We start from the raw sequence: 14,934 nt of genomic DNA on the forward strand, positions 1-14,934 counted from the left end.
TTCAATCCGCCGCGTCACGGGGGCGCGGCCGGATTGAACGAGACCCAGTCCGCGCGCTTGCGCGCGGCTCTCCTTTCGGGGCGGCCAAGCCGCCCTTTTTTCTTGCGGATTTCTTGCTGCGGATTTCCCGGCAATTTGCCCGCCATTGTCGCGGATTTCGCGAACCGATCCCGCCCCTGCCGCGACCCAATCGAGACGCCCCGCCTCGAACGCGCGGGCTTTCGACTGCCGCCCTTAATGGGACCTCAACTCCGGGGCTCTAGCTTCCCGCCGATTTTTGCGAATCGGCGCACGCAGCGCGGCGAGCGGGAATTGCCAATGCGAGCGCCCGTCCGGGCCTCGTCCTCGTGGGGAAAATGGGACACATGTCGAAACGCCATGCGATGATCGTTGCCGTCGGCGTGCTCGCGAGCGCCTCCGCGCTGGCGCAAACCGAAACCACGGGACAGGCAAACCCCAGGCCGGCAACGGCGGCCGGTACGGTGCCGGCAGCGGCGAACCCGGCCCATGCTGCCGCGCCGAAGGCCACCGCACCCGCTTCGACGGCGGAGAGCCGCTCCGCCGCGGCGCTCGCGCTGACGCACGAGCCAACCTATGACGAGGGCTCGGCCCAGCGCATCAAGGATGCCGCGCTTAGCTACTCCGATCTTGCCGTACGCGGCGGCTGGCCGACCATCCCTGCCGATGCCAAGTTCGCCCTCGGCGTCCAGGGCGCCAGCGACGAGCTGCTGCGCAAGCGACTAATCCTCTCCGGCGATCTCGCCGCCGACAAGGCGACCGGCGCCCTCGACCAGGATCTCGCCGACGCTGTAAAACGCTTCCAGGCCCGCCATGGACTGGCGCCGACCGGCACGGTGACGCCTCGTACGCTCGCGGCGATGAACGTCTCCGTGCAGAAGCGCATCCGGCAGCTGGAGGCTTCGCTCCAGCGGCTCGAGAACATGAATTTCGGCTTCGGCCAGCGCTATGTCGTGGTCAACATTCCCGCTGCCTTTGCCGAAGCGGTCGAGAACGATGTTGTGGCGCGGCGCTATCGCGTGATCGTCGGCAAGACCGAAAAGCCCTCGCCGACCCTGACGGCCCAGATCACCAGCGTCGTGCTCAATCCGACCTGGACGGTGCCGTCCTCGATCGCCAAGACCGAGATCTCGGCGCATATGCGCAAGGATCCGACCTATTTGTCGCGCATGCACATGGAGGTGCTCGACGCCCACGACAATCCGATCGACCCGCATTCGGTCGACTGGTCGGGCACGCACACGCCGAACTTCACCGTGCGCCAGCACAACGGCACCTTCAACGCGCTCGGCGCGGTGAAGATCGACATGCCGAACGCCTATTCGGTCTATATGCACGACACCAACCAGCGCAACCTGTTCAGCGACGACTACCGCTTCGATTCCCACGGCTGCTCGCGCGTCGACAATGTGCGCGATCTCGCCGCCTGGCTGCTGAAGGACCAGCCGAAATGGAGCCGCGCCGCGATCGATGCGGAGATTGCGGGCGGCCAGCACCTCGAGGTCGCCATGGCGAAGAAGGTGCCGGTGGCCTGGATTTACCTCACTGCATGGATGACCAAGGACCAGACCGTCCAGTTCCGCAACGACGTCTATAATCAGGACGAGCAGTTGCTGGAGGCCACCGCCGAAGAGGCGGCGTTTTTCAGCAATGCCGGCAGCCATCCCCTGACCGCGCACATGCACGCAACGCAGTAGAGCATGATCCGGAAAAGTGTGCAGCGGTTTTCCGAAAAGATCATGCTCAAGGAATAGCCGCTTCTCGCGCCATGCAATCGCGGCACAGGCGGATGCAGAGCCGCGTCCCTCGTCGCGGTTGACCCGGGCCGCGCCCCGGCCGCACATTGCGCCCGGCCTACGACAGCGAGCGCGCAATGCCTGACATTTCCAGCACGACCGAAACACCCCATGCCGACGGCAAGATCCTCAAGCAGGTCATCGACGGCGTCGGCGTGATCACCTTCAACAATCCCGACAAGCGCAACGCGATGTCGCTGGAGATGTGGGAGGGATTTGGCGAGGCGCTGACGAGCCTGCGCGATGACGAGACGGTGCGCGTCGTGATCCTGCGCGGCGCAGGCGGCAAGGCATTCGTCTCCGGCGCCGACATCAGCCAGTTCGAGAAGACCCGCCACAACGCGGCGGCGTCCGAGGAATATGCCAGGCGCAGCGCCGCCCAGCGCGCGCTGCTCGCCGACTATCCCAAGCCGACCATCGCCTGCATCGAGGGCTTTTGCCTCGGCGGCGGCATGCAGGTCGCGATGCTCGCCGACATCCGCCTCGCCGCGCATGGCAGTCAGTTCGGCATTCCCGCGGCAAAACTCGGCATCGCCTACGGCTATGACGGCTTGAAGCATCTGGTGTCGCTGGTCGGTCCGTCCTGGGCACGGCTTCTGATGTACACGGGCATGCGGATCGATTCCGCCGAGGCGCTGCGCATTGGCCTCGTCGAGCGCTTGTTCCCGATCGACGAGTTGTGGGGTGAGACGATGACGATCGCGCAGACCATCTCCGAGAACGCCCCGCTCGCGATCAAGGCCGCCAAGATCACCATCGCGCAGGTGTTGAAAGACGAGAGCCAGCGCGACCTGGAGGCGATCAAGGCGATCGGTCACGCCTGCATGGACAGCGCGGATTTTCGCGAGGGCCGGCAGGCCTTCATGGAAAAGCGCAAGCCGCAGTTTACGGGCAAGTAGCCTCGGCGACCGGGCTCAGCAAGGCGCAGGCGCCTGATCACCAAACACCTCGATCAGGCGGAAGCGCTCGCACATCAGCATCATGTCCTCGCTGAATCGTCCGAGCCGGCCGAAATAGGTCCGATGGGCGCTGCGCCAATAGGCGAGGCTTCGATCGCCTTCGCCCTCATCGTGCGCAAAGGTGGCATCGACTTCATTAAAGCGCCGATAGGTGATCTCGACGGATTCGATGACGCAGCGCGGTTCTCCGCGCCCGTTGAGTACGACCCAGCGCTCACCCGGCGTCGACGTGTTCGGTTCGTCTTCCGTGCTGCAAGTCGCGGTCTTGACGCCCTTGACGACGAGTTCGACCAATTCATCCGCGAGCGCAGGATTGTCGCCGAAGGCGAAGGTCCTGAGGTGCCGATAGTGCTCGGGAACCGGATTGCTCATTGACTTCCGGCTCCTCCGATATCGACCGCCTGCGGTAACTACAGCGCAGCGAGCACCGCTTTCGTAATGTCAGCCGTGCCGTTGCTGCCGCCGAACTCCATCGGCTTGATGCCGCCGGCGTAGATCTGGTCCACCGCAAGCTCGATCTGCTCGCCGGCTTCTGCCGCGCTCTCGACGCCGTGCTTGTCGGCGAGCCAGTCCAGCATCATCGCCGCCGACAGGATCATGCCGGTGGGATTGGCCTTGCCCTGCCCCATGATATCGGGTGCGGTGCCGTGGCAGGGCTGGAACACGGCATATTTGTCGCCGATGTCGGCGGACGGCGCCATGCCGAGGCCGCCGATCAGGCTCGCGGTGATGTCGGAGACGATGTCGCCGAACATGTTCTCCATCACCATCACGTCGAAATCCCAGGGACGCTTCACCAGCATCGCCGAGCAGGCATCGACATAGAGCCGGTCGGTCTTCACGTTCGGATGCTTCTTCTCGATCTCGTCGAAGATGCCGCGGAAGAACGCAAAGGCCTTGAACACGTTCGCCTTGTCGACGCAGGTCAGCATCCCCGGCTTGCCGCGCGCCTTGCGCCGCTCGGCGAGCCGAAACGAGAACTCGAACAGGCGTTCGGAGGTCTTGCGCGTGATCACCATGGTCTCGCGCGCGTCCTCATGGGTGACGACGCCCTTGCCCATCGAGGCGAACAGGCCTTCGGTGGATTCGCGGATCACGACGAGATCGATGCCGCGCTGGTCGGCGCCGACGATCGGGCTCGGCACGCCCGGAATGAGCCGCGCCGGGCGCACGCCGGCATAGAGATCGAAGATGAACCGCAGCTCGATCTGTGGCGCGATCTCGGTATTATCGGGATAGCGCACCGACGGCAGGCCGCAGGCGCCGAGCAGGATCGCGTCGGCCTCCTCGCAGAGCTTGATAGTGGAATCCGGCATCGACTTGCCGGTCGCGAGATAATTGTTGGCGCCGGCGGGCGCCTCGGTGAAGCGGAAGCTCAGGCCGGACTTCGCCTCGATCTTGCGCAAGACTTCGATGGCCGGTGCCATGACTTCGGGACCGATGCCGTCACCGGCGAGCACGGCAATGTGGAAGGCGTTGTTTGCGGACATGGCGGTTCCTGCGTGAAGAAAGGCGTGGCTCGTCATTGCGAGGAGCGAAGCGACGAAGCAATCCAGACTGTGTCCGCGGACGGATTTCTGGATTGCTTCGCTTCGCTCGCAATGACGACGGAGAGAGTGAGACTACGGCGTCAGCACCGTGCGACCGACCACCGCGCCCTGCTGCAATTGCACCAGCGCGTCATTGGCCTTGTTGAGCGGCTGACGCGTCACCGGGATCGGCGGCACGTTCTTCGCGCGCACGAGGTCGAGCAGTTCCTGCGTCTCGCGCAGATTGCCGACATAGCTGCCCTGGATCGTCACCGCCTTGATCGGGATCAGCGGCAGCGCCCAGGTCGCGCCGCCGCCGAACAGGCCGACGATGACGAGCTTGCCGCCCTTGGTCAGGCAATCGAAGCCGAGTTGCGTGGTCGCGGCGTTACCGACGAGATCGATCACGGCGCGGATCGGCCCGCCCGCCTTTTTGGCAAGCTGCTCCAGCGCATCCGGCGCCTTGGGATCGACGGTCGCGAGCGCGCCGGCCTTTTCGGCGGCCTCGCGCTTCCTGGCGTCGATGTCGACCATGATCGCGCCCTTGCCGCCCATTGCCTTCAGCAGCGACAGCGCCATCAGGCCAAGACCGCCGGCGCCGAACATCACGATCGGCGTGTCAAAATGCTGCTCGACCTTCTTCAGCGCGCTGTAGGTGGTGACGCCCGAGCAGGCGTAGGGCGCCGCCGAGGCGGGATCGAGCCCCTTCAGGTTGAGCAGATAGCGCGGATGCGGCACCAGCATGTGGTCGGAATAGCCGCCGTCGCAATAGACGCCGAGCGAGCGCGGCGTCAGGCACATGTTCTCGTCACCGGCCAGGCACGTGGCGCACTTGCCGCAACCGATCCAGGGATAGACCAGGCCGACATCGCCGAGCCTGAGATCGCCCTGGTCGGTCGGCTTCACGTCGGGGCCGAAGGCTGCGATTTCGCCGACCGTCTCATGACCCATGGTCAGCGGCAGATTGATACCGCGGTCCTTCAGCGACAGCGGCTTGCGGCCGTGGCCGAGATCGTAGCCGCCTTCCCAGATGTGGAGGTCGCTGTGGCAGACGCCGGCGGCCTTCACCTTGATCAGCACCTGCGTGCCCGACGGCTGCGGCGTGGCCTCGTCGAACTCCTGCAGCGGCGCCTTGAAATCGGCGACCTTGAAACTCTTCATCGGCGTCCTCCCGGCATACTTCTTTGTCGTCGCCACCATGCCATGACCGGCGGGGCTAAACAAATCCGCTACCGTCTTTAGTTCAGGCCAGCGGATGGTGGCAAGCCGCGAACTGGCCGGGTGCGACCTCGCGCAACTCCGGTATCTCCGCGCTGCATCGCTGGTCGGCCCGCGGGCAGCGGGTGCGGAAGCGGCAGCCGGACGGCGGCGCAATCGGCGATGGCGGCTCGCCGGTCGCCACACTCTCGACGGGACGCACGTCCGGATCGGGCACCGGGATCGCCTGCAACAGCAGGTCCGTGTAGGGATGCGCGGGCCTTGCGAACAATTGCTCCGACGGCCCGACCTCGCAGAGGCGGCCGAGATACATCACCGCGACGCGGTCGCTGACCGCTTTCACCACCGCGAGGTCATGCGCGATGAACAGCAGCGTCAGGCCGAAGCGCGCCTTCATCTCCTCGAGCAGATTGAGGATCTGCGCGCGGATGGAGACGTCGAGCGCCGAGACCGGCTCGTCGCAGACGATGAATTCGGGGTTGAGCACCAGCGATCGTGCGATGCAGATGCGCTGGCACTGGCCGCCGGAGAATTCGTGCGGCAGGCGGCCCGCCACGATGTCAGGATCTAGCCCGACCGCGGACAACACCTCGTGAACGCGTCGCTTGCGCTCCGTGGCATCCTTGACGCCGGCGATGATGAGCGGCTCGGCGACGATGTCGCCGATGCGCCGGCGCGGATTGAGCGAGGCGATCGGGTCCTGGAAGATCAGCTGCACGCGGCGGCGCATTTTGCGCAGCGCCTCGCCTTCCATCGCGGTGAGGTCCTCGCCGTCGAACAGCACGCGGCCGGACTTGGCGCGGCGCAATTGCAGCACCGCGCGCCCCAGCGTCGACTTGCCGCAGCCGGATTCGCCGACCAGCCCCAGCGTCTCGCCGCGCGCGACCTGGAGGCTGACGCCGGAGACCGCGTGCACCGTCTTGTTGCCGAGACCATATTCGACGACGAGATTGTCGACGTTCAGGAGCGGCTCGGCGGGCATGGCAAACTGCATCATGCGCCAATCCCCTCCGTCATCTGGATGGGATGGAAGCAGGCATAGAGATGCCCCGGCATCTCCGCGCCCTTTAATTCGGGCTTGGCCTCGTGACAGCGCCCCACGGCATAGCGGCAACGCGGCGCAAACGAGCAGCCCCTCAGCGGCCGGGTCGGATCGGGCGGACGGCCGGAGATGGCGGGCAGCGGCGTATGCGGCGCGGTCTCCAGCTTCGGGATCGCCGCCAGCAGCGCCTCGGTGTAGGGCATGTGCATGCGCTTGAACAACGCCTGCGTCGGCGCGCGCTCGACCACCCTGCCCGCATACATCACCGCGACCTCGTCGGCGCGGCCGGCGACGACGCCGAGGTCGTGGGTGATGATGATCATCGCCATGTGGCGGCGGCGCTGCTCGCGCGCCAGCAGATCGAGGATCTGCGCCTGGATGGTCACGTCGAGCGCCGTAGTCGGCTCGTCCGCGATCAGCAGTTTCGGCTCGCAGGACAGCGCGATCGCAATCGCGATGCGCTGGCGCATGCCGCCGGAACATTGATGCGGATATTGCGCGAGCCGCTGCTCCGGCGCCGGAATGCCGACGGCAGCGAGGAGCTCGATGCTGCGCTTCCGCGCCGCCGGCGCATCGAGCTCGAGATGCTCCTGGATCGTCTCCATCAGCTGGGTGCCGATGGTGAGCACCGGATTGAGCGAGGTCATCGGGTCCTGGAACACGACCGCGAGGTCGCGCCCGCGCAGGCGCCGCAGGCTTTCGGCATCGAGCCGCACCAGGTCCTGGCCGTCGAACATCACGCGCCCGGTCAGCTTCGCCTTCTTCGGCAAGAGCTGAAGCACCGCGCGCGACAGCATGGTCTTGCCGCAGCCGGATTCGCCGACGATGCCGAGCGTGCGGCCCGCTTCCAGCGACAGATCGACATGATCCACGGCGCGCAAATTGCCGCGCGGGGTCGGCAGTTCGACCGCCACGTCCTCGATGGTCAGGAGCGGCGCGCTCATAGCGCCCCCTGACGCGGGTCGGTCAGGGCCCGCAAGGTGTCGCCGACCAGGTTGAAGGCCAGTACGGTCAAGAACAGCGCCGTTGCCGGCAGGAAGGCCAGCCGCGGCGCGACGTCGAGGCTGTCGCGCCCCTCGCCGATCATGCTGCCCCAGCTCGCCATCGGTGGCGGCACGCCGAGCCCGAGGAAGGACAGCGCGCCCTCGACCACGATCGTGACGGCGACGCCGAGCAAGAAGAAGGCCAGCAGCGGCAGGATCACGTTCGGCAGCAGCTCGCGTATCAGGATGCGCGCATGGCTGGCGCCGAGCGCCTCGGCCGCGATCACGAACTCGCGCCGCGCCAGCGTCAGCGTGGCCGCGCGCGCCACGCGCATGAAGGCGGGAATGCCGAGCACGCCGAGGATCAGGGTGAGGTTGGGAATCGACTGGCCGAGATAGGCGGTCACCGCGAGCGCGAAGATCAGCGGTGGAAACGCCAGCAGCACGTCCATGCTGCCGACCACCAGCGTCTCGAACCGGCCGCGGAAATAGCCGGCGAGGAGACCAAGCGCGCCGCCGAGCGCAAGCCCGATCATCGGCGCGATCAGCCCCACCGTCAGCGACACCCGCGCGCCAAAGATCAGGCGGGCAAATTCGTCGCGGCCGAGCCCGTCGGTGCCGAGCCAGTGTTCCCCGGAGAACGCCGCACGGCGCTCCAGCATGTCCATGTCTACAGGATTCTGCAGCGGCAGCACCGGCGCCAGGATCGCGAGCGTCAGGACAATCGCGAGCCAGGCGCTCGCGAACCAGAACAACAGGCCGAGCTTGCGCCGGCGCCGAACCGGCTCGGAGACCACCTCGTCCTGCATCGACAGCTCAAGCGTGGCCATGGCGGATCCTCGGATCGAGCACGGCGTAAAGCATGTCGACGATGAAATTGACGATGACGAAGCCGCAGGCGACCAGCAGCACCACGCCCTGGAGGATGACGAGGTCGCGGGTGTAGATCGCGCCAACCAGCAGGCGGCCGATGCCCGGCAGCGCGAAGATCGATTCCACGATCAGCGTGCCGCCCAGCAGGCGACCGATGTTGATGCCTGTGACCGTCACCAGGGTCAGCGACGATGGCTTGAGCGCATGCACGAACAGGATGCGCGCGGGCTTGAGGCCTTTCGCTTTCGCGAGAGCAATGTAGTCCTCCTGCAGGGTCGCGATCATGTCGGAGCGCAGCACCCGCATGATTCCAGGCCATTCCGCCAGCGCCAGCGTCAGCGCCGGCAGCACGAAGAAGCGCAGGTTCGACAGCGGCTCCTCGGTGAACGGCACATAGCCGGTCGCCGGCAGCCAGCGCAACTCGACCGCGAACAGATAGATCAACAAAATCGCCATCAGGAAGGACGGCATCGACAGCATGGCGAAGGCGCTGCCGGTCATGAAGCGGTCGAAGGCGCCACCGGCGCGCGCAGCGCAGGCGATCGCGAGCGGCACGCCGATCAGGAGCCCGATGAATTCGGCCATCAGCATCAGCTCGAGCGAGACCGGAATGCGCTCGGCTACCGCCTGCAACACCGTCTGCCCGGTGCGGAAGGAGCGGCCGAGATCGCCCTGCAGGACATGACCGAGCCAGCTCAGATAACGCCACCACAGCGGCTGGTCGAGCCCCATGTCACGGCGCAACGCCGCGACATTCTCCGGCGTCGCCTGATCGCCGAGGATGACATAGGCAAGATCGCCCGGCAGCAACGCGGCGATCAGGAAGGTGAGCAGCGAGACGGCGAGCAGCACCGGCAGGATGGCAAGGAGCCGCCGCACGACGAAGTTCAGCATCGCGCGGTCATTCCAGCCAGGTGGAGGAGACGTCGATCACGCCGTTGTAGATTTTCGGAAAGCCCTTCAGCCTGGCGCTCGACAGCGCGTAATAGGTGTTCTGGAAGGTCCAGAACCAGATCGCCTCCTTGTTGATCAGGCGGCTGATCGCGCAATAATCCTCGATCCGCGCCGCGGGATCGGCGGTGACGCGGGAGTGGTCGAGCAGCCGGTCGAGCTCCGGATCGGCGAAGTTGGCCAGCGCCAGCGGGCTGCCGCTGCGGAAGTTCGCATACATCTGCGGATCGGGATCGGCGAGGTCGACGATGCGCCAGGGTATGAGCTGGAACTGACGCATGAACGCGCGTGGCGGAATGGTGGCCTGGTCGACCTGCTCGATCTCCATGTTAGCGCCGGCGCGCTTCCAGAATTGCTGGAGCACCTGGCCGATCATGCGGCCGCGGGGCGTCGCGGTCACCATCGTCTTGAACTCGACCGGCTTGCCATAGTCCTTGATCAGCGCCTTGGCCTTCTCGACATCGAACGGCAGCGCGCCGTCGTCCTTGCACTTGACCCAGGAGCCGTCGCCGTAGGGATTGGTCGCGGGCCGGCTCAGGCCGTTGCTGATCGCCTGCGACATCTTTGGACGGTCGATCGCCATCACCAGCGCCTGCCGCACGCGGACGTCGTCGAACGGCGCCACCTTGGTGTTGAAGGCATAGACCTGCGCGCCCGAGCCCTTGTAGGTGTGCACGGTGAGCTTGGAGTCCTTCTGCGCCTTCATGATGTTGTCAGCGTCGTTCTCGTCGTCCCAGATGATGTCGGCCTCGCCCGATTGCAGCGAGGCGAAACGCGACTGCGCGTCGGGCAGCGGCTTCAGGATGATGCGGTCGAGATAGGGACGGCCCTTGTCCCAGTAGCCCGGGTTCTTCTCCAGAACCATGCGATCGCCGGCCGTCCATGATTTCAGGATGTAGGGACCGGTGCCGACGGGATTGCGATTGTAGTCGTCGCCCTTGGTCTTCCACGCCGTCGGCGAATGCACGACGTTGTTCTGGCTCTGGATGGTGTTCGTCGCCGGCAAATTCACGGAAGGATCGGTGAGATTGTAGACGACAGTATATTCGTCGGGCGCCAGCACCTCCTTGACGTTGGTGATGTAGAAGGCGCAGCGGCACTTGTTGGCGGGGTCCTTCTGCCGATCGAAGTTCTCCTTGAAGGCTTGCGCATTGAACGGCGTGCCGTCGTGGAATTTCACGCCCCGGCGCAGCTTGAAGGTCCAGGTCTTGTAATCGTCGGAATGGGTCCAGGACACTGCCAGCTTTGGCGCGGCCTCGCCCTTGTCGTCGAGCGTGGTGAGCGTATCGAAGATCGCGGCCGCGGCGGTGAAGGTCGAGGTGTCGTAGACCCCGACCTTGAGCGGATCGAAGCCCGTAATCTCCAGCTCCTGACCGACGGTGATGCTGCCGCCCGCCTTCTGCGCCTGCGCCGGCCCAGCCGGCGGAAGGAGAGTAAATGCCGCAACAAGGAAAATCGGCGCGCGCTTGCGCGCCGCGGCAGCAAGGTTCGTCATGGTTCCTCCCGGGATCCCTCGTCCGATGTTTCGGATCGTTGAATGACTCGGAAGCGAGCTTGGCGATAAATGCTCGCCACGGCAAGAGGAACACGCGAGAGATCAAACGCTGTAGTGGTGCTGCGATGCGCTCAGTTTGTCGCAGCCGTTTTGCCTGACGGAATTGGAGCATCGCCGGCGAGGCCGATCTCCTGGCGCAATGCGTCCGTGTGCTCGCCGAGCACGGCCATCGTTTTGGCGGGCGTGGTGTCGGCGCCCGACATCCGGAACGGCAGATTGAGCACCTGGAACGAGCCACCCTCGTCCTCCACGGACGAGAGCGCCTGCCGGTGCGCGAGTTGCGGATCGGCCAGCGCCTCGGACACGGTGCGATAGGCCGAGGCTGGCACACCGGCCGCGCCAAGCGCGACAAGGCATGCATCGGTCGTGAGCGGCCGCGACCAGGCTTCGACACCGTCCATCATGTCGGCCCAGTTCTCGCGCCGCGCGGCGTAGGTGGAGAAGCGCGGATCGGAAATCCAGTCGGGGCGGCCGATCACACCCATCAGGCACTGAAACGTCTTCTCGCTCGCGACCGTGATCATGACATAGCCATTGGCCGTCTCGGTCGGCCCGAACATCGGGCGCGGCGGTGGCTTCACCGCGAATTGCGAGCTCTGCAGCTCGATCACCGTCAAGGTCAGCATCGATTCCAGCATCGAGACGTCGATGTGCTGGCCCTGCCCGGTCATAGTGCGCTGATAGAGCGCCGACGCAATCGCGCCAAAACCGTAGGTGCCGGTGACGACGTCGGCATGGTAGATGCCGCAATAATCCGGCCGGCTGCGGCCGGGCTGGTACGCGAGATGCGCCATGTCGTAGCCGGAGGCCGCGTGGATTACCGGCGCGTAGGCCGGCAGCTCGGCCGAGGGACCGGTCTGGCCGTAGCCCGAGATCGAGCAATAGATCAGCTTGGGATTGACCGGGCACAGGCGGTCGTAGTCGAGCCGCAGCCGGTGCATCACGCCGGGGCGAAAATTCTCGACCAGGATATCGGCGGTCGCGGCGAGCCGGCGCACCGCCTCCTTGCCCTCCTCGGACTTGAGATCGAGCACGACGCTTTTCTTGCCGACGTTGAGCTGGCCGAATACGGTGCTGCACCCCTTGCGCAGCGGCGGCCGGGTGCGCATCGTCTCGCCGCCGTCGGTCTCGATCTTGATGACCTCGGCGCCCATGTCGGCAAGCATCCGCGCACAATGGGGACCGGCGATGGTGGTCGAAAAATCCAGGACCCTGAGGCCCGCGAAGGCCTTTGTCGTCGTCCCCTCATGCTTATCTGCTAACGGCATGCCTGCTGCGCCCCTCGGCCTCTTAGGAACTATCGAAGTTCTCTCTTGTTGATGCGCCGACCCTAGAGGGCGGCGGGTGAGTAGGAAAGTCTTTACCGAACGGACGCGTCTCACGGGCGGGCTTGGGAATTCCAGGACAACTGGACCCGTTCTTGCATAGCAATAAACGGGATCGGAAGAGGGCAGCTGTTCTTGAGGGTCTTGTTCGTCACAACCGAGATGGACGATTTCGTCCGCGTTGGCGGACTCGGCGCCGTTTCCGCTGCACTTCCCAGGGCGCTTCGCCCTCTCGCCGATATCCGGGTCATGTTGCCCGGCTACCGCGACATCATCGAACAACTCACGCATATTCAGATCGTTGGCCGCTGCCCGGCGCTCGCGGAGATGCCGGCCTGCTCGCTCGGCCGGGCTGCGACCAAGGACGGGCTGCCGGTCTATGTGCTGTTGTGCTCACAACTCTACGACCGACCCGGCAATCCCTATGGCGACGAGTCCGGACACGACTGGCCGGACAACGACATCCGCTTTGCGCGCTTTGCCTCGGCAGCCGCTGAGCTGGCCATGGGCAAGCTGGACAAGAATTGGGCAGCAGACCTGGTCCATGCCAACGACTGGCAGGCCTCGCTCGTGCCGGCCTACCTCGCCTGGCGCGGGGCCAGGCTGCCGTCGATCCTGACCATCCACAACCTCGCCTACCAGGGACTCTTCCCGAAGGACTCGCTGCGGCGGATCGGCGTCCCCGAGAGTTCCTTCCATATCGACGGCGTCGAATTCTACGACCAGCTCTCCTTCCTCAAGGCCGGGCTGGTCTATGCCTCGCACCTCACTACCGTGAGCGGCACCTATGCACGCGAGATCACGACGGAGGAATTCGGCTGCGGTCTCGAAGGCCTGCTTCGTGTCCGCTCGGATGCTGCCGAGCTCACGGGCATCCTCAACGGCATCGACGAGAGCTGGGATCCACGCTCCTGCTCCCAGCTGGCCCAGCAGTTCGGCGCCGGCGACTGGGTCGGCAAGAAGGCCAATGCGGATTATATCCGCAAGCAGTTTGGCCTGGCGGTCTCGCGCGGGCCGATGTTCGCGATCGTCGCACGCCTGGTGCACCAGAAGGGCATCGACCTCGTGCTGTCGGCCGCCGACGAGATCATCGATGCCGGCGGGCAGATCGTGGTCACCGGCTCCGGCGAGCCGGCGCTCGAGCAAGCGCTGATCGACGCGCATCGCCGCCGCCCCGACGCGATCGGGGTTACGATCGGTTTCAACGACGCCCAGGCGCGGCGCATCTTCGCGGGCAGCGATTTCACATTGATGCCGTCGCGCTTCGAACCGTGCGGGCTCAGCCAGATGTACGCCCAGCGCTTCGGCTCGCTCCCGATCGGTCACCAGACCGGCGGCTTGGCCGAAACCATCACCGACGGCGAGACCGGCTTTCTGTTCTCGCAGCCCTCGCGCGCGTCCTTCCTCGGCGGCGTCCGCCGCGCCTTCTCAGCTTTCGTGGCGCATGACCAGCTCGACTCCATGCGTCGCAGCGCGATGGGACGATCGTTCTCCTGGAGCATCTCCGCCGGCAGCTACAGCGCGCTGTATCGGAGGCTGGCATCGGTGTGAGGCTGAGGCGGCGCTTCTCCATTCTCCGTCATTGCGAGGAGCGAAGCGACTAAGCAATCCAGACTGTCTCCGCGGCGACAGTCTGGATTGCTTCGCTGCGCTCGCAATGACGATGTGGAGAGAGTGCGCGCCACTCTATCGCCCGTCACCCTAAGAGTGGAGAACCTCACCCCTTCCCGCGCACATCCATTTGCGGCCGCCCGATCCAGGCGCGATTGAGACACCGTGTCATCCAGTCGGGCTGCGGCTCGCCCCGCAGCCGCGCCTGCGCTTCCTGGTATGGACCGACATAGCGCAGCCGGTCCGGCAGTTTCGGATACACGCGCCTCATCCATTTCAGCGCGTTGTCGGCTGCCCTCTTGTCGCGCTCCTCGAATTCAAACCCGAAGCCCGCTCGCAGCCGCTCCGGCAACAAACTCGCCGTGAGCGCGCGATACCATCGCGGTGGCCGCAGCCACGGACGGGCGCCGCCAAGGATCTGCGCGGCGATCTCGCGCGCCGCCGGGCTGACGGTCAGCGTGTCCGACTGCGCCATCGCCGCGGTGTAGGCCGCAAAGCCGGACCAGTCCGCGGGCAAATCGTCGGCCGTCAATCCGAACAAGGCGCCGAACATCCGGCTCTCGCTCCAGTAGCGCTCGCGCTCCTCCGCCGAGAGCGGCGGCAGGACCAGCTCATGCGCCATCACCGCGGTCTCGACCAGCGTCGCATGAACCCAGCGCAACGACGGAATGTCGTTGGCGCAGTAGCGCGAGCCTGCCGCGAACGGACCGACGGCCTCGGGCATCGCGCCGACGATCATGCTGTGGCGCCGATGCAATTGCCGGGACGACAACTGCGCCCGGTCGAGCGAGCCGAACACCATCGCAAAGACGATGTCGAAGGTGCGATGGAAGCGACCGATCGGATCGGCAAGCGTTCGTGAATGCTCCGCGATGGCGGCAGCGACCCAGGGATGCGCCAGCTGCAACAACAGCGCGCGGCCGGCGCCGAGAAAGATGACGGCCTCCCGGTCGATCTGCCAGGTCACCGTGTCAGGGCCGAACACGCCGGCAACCGGTCCCGCGGCGTCGGCGCGGACCTGATCGAGGGCCAATTCCAGATCGTTCCCGGATACCAACTGCAAGGCCTCTCAAA

14 protein-coding genes are annotated in these 14,934 nt (G+C 65.6%); 3 read left to right on the forward strand and 11 right to left on the reverse strand.

Annotated features, from left to right (window positions below; all coding sequences use genetic code 11):
* Positions 1-14: 14 nt before the first annotated feature.
* Positions 15-146, reverse strand: coding sequence for a hypothetical protein (locus tag AB7Z56_RS32950; protein WP_256376427.1), 132 nt, complete (start codon positions 144-146; stop codon positions 15-17).
* Between the two features lie 219 nt (positions 147-365).
* Here AB7Z56_RS32950 and AB7Z56_RS32955 point away from each other — a divergent pair, with 219 nt between their 5' ends.
* Positions 366-1,715, forward strand: a complete 1,350-nt coding sequence (locus AB7Z56_RS32955) for a L,D-transpeptidase family protein (RefSeq protein WP_063984808.1) — start codon at positions 366-368, stop codon at positions 1,713-1,715.
* A 176-nt stretch (positions 1,716-1,891) separates the two neighbouring features.
* Positions 1,892-2,713, forward strand: coding sequence for an enoyl-CoA hydratase (locus AB7Z56_RS32960; RefSeq protein ID WP_063984809.1), 822 nt, complete (start codon positions 1,892-1,894; stop codon positions 2,711-2,713).
* 15 nt (positions 2,714-2,728) lie between these two features.
* Here the strand turns inward: AB7Z56_RS32960 and AB7Z56_RS32965 are convergent, their stop codons facing one another.
* The 9 genes from AB7Z56_RS32965 to AB7Z56_RS33005 form a co-directional block, all read right to left on the reverse strand.
* Positions 2,729-3,145: an ASCH domain-containing protein gene (locus AB7Z56_RS32965; RefSeq protein ID WP_063984810.1), complete on the reverse strand. Its 417-nt coding sequence runs from the start codon at positions 3,143-3,145 to the stop codon at positions 2,729-2,731.
* Between the two features lie 38 nt (positions 3,146-3,183).
* Entirely contained in the window at positions 3,184-4,263 is a 1,080-nt protein-coding gene (locus AB7Z56_RS32970; RefSeq protein WP_063986573.1) for an isocitrate/isopropylmalate dehydrogenase family protein, read from the reverse strand.
* Positions 4,264-4,395: 132 nt separating this feature from the next.
* Positions 4,396-5,463 (reverse strand): alcohol dehydrogenase, encoded by a 1,068-nt coding sequence (locus AB7Z56_RS32975; RefSeq protein WP_166089648.1) that lies wholly within the window; start codon positions 5,461-5,463, stop codon positions 4,396-4,398.
* Positions 5,464-5,545: 82 nt separating this feature from the next.
* Positions 5,546-6,517 (reverse strand): ABC transporter ATP-binding protein, encoded by a 972-nt coding sequence (locus AB7Z56_RS32980; protein WP_063984811.1) that lies wholly within the window; start codon positions 6,515-6,517, stop codon positions 5,546-5,548.
* Positions 6,514-7,506, reverse strand: coding sequence for an ABC transporter ATP-binding protein (locus AB7Z56_RS32985; protein WP_063984812.1), 993 nt, complete (start codon positions 7,504-7,506; stop codon positions 6,514-6,516). Before AB7Z56_RS32985 ends, AB7Z56_RS32980 begins: the two co-directional genes overlap by 4 nt.
* Positions 7,503-8,375: an ABC transporter permease gene (locus AB7Z56_RS32990; protein ID WP_063984813.1), complete on the reverse strand. Its 873-nt coding sequence runs from the start codon at positions 8,373-8,375 to the stop codon at positions 7,503-7,505. Before AB7Z56_RS32990 ends, AB7Z56_RS32985 begins: the two co-directional genes overlap by 4 nt.
* Positions 8,362-9,312 (reverse strand): ABC transporter permease, encoded by a 951-nt coding sequence (locus AB7Z56_RS32995; protein WP_028152064.1) that lies wholly within the window; start codon positions 9,310-9,312, stop codon positions 8,362-8,364. The genes AB7Z56_RS32990 and AB7Z56_RS32995 overlap by 14 nt, the downstream gene beginning before the upstream one ends.
* Positions 9,313-9,319: 7 nt before the next feature.
* The gene (locus tag AB7Z56_RS33000; protein WP_063984814.1) at positions 9,320-10,864 is read right to left on the reverse strand and encodes an ABC transporter substrate-binding protein; all 1,545 of its coding nucleotides are present in this window, start codon (positions 10,862-10,864) and stop codon (positions 9,320-9,322) included.
* 131 nt (positions 10,865-10,995) lie between these two features.
* On the reverse strand, positions 10,996-12,192 hold the full coding sequence (locus tag AB7Z56_RS33005) for a CaiB/BaiF CoA transferase family protein (RefSeq protein WP_063984815.1): 1,197 nt from the start codon (positions 12,190-12,192) through the stop codon (positions 10,996-10,998).
* A gap of 192 nt (positions 12,193-12,384) precedes the next feature.
* On the opposite strand from AB7Z56_RS33005, the gene glgA reads away from it, so the two are divergent.
* Complete coding sequence (glgA, locus tag AB7Z56_RS33010) at positions 12,385-13,800, forward strand: glycogen synthase GlgA (RefSeq protein ID WP_063984816.1); 1,416 nt, start codon at positions 12,385-12,387, stop codon at positions 13,798-13,800.
* A gap of 166 nt (positions 13,801-13,966) precedes the next feature.
* On the opposite strand, the gene AB7Z56_RS33015 is transcribed toward glgA, so the two are convergent.
* Complete coding sequence (locus AB7Z56_RS33015; RefSeq protein ID WP_063984817.1) at positions 13,967-14,917, reverse strand: oxygenase MpaB family protein; 951 nt, start codon at positions 14,915-14,917, stop codon at positions 13,967-13,969.
* Positions 14,918-14,934 lie beyond the last annotated feature (17 nt).

The sequence above is a fragment of the Bradyrhizobium sp. 482_C4_N1_8 genome (assembly GCF_052075965.1).
Classification (GTDB): Bacteria; Pseudomonadota; Alphaproteobacteria; order Rhizobiales; family Xanthobacteraceae; genus Bradyrhizobium; species Bradyrhizobium barranii.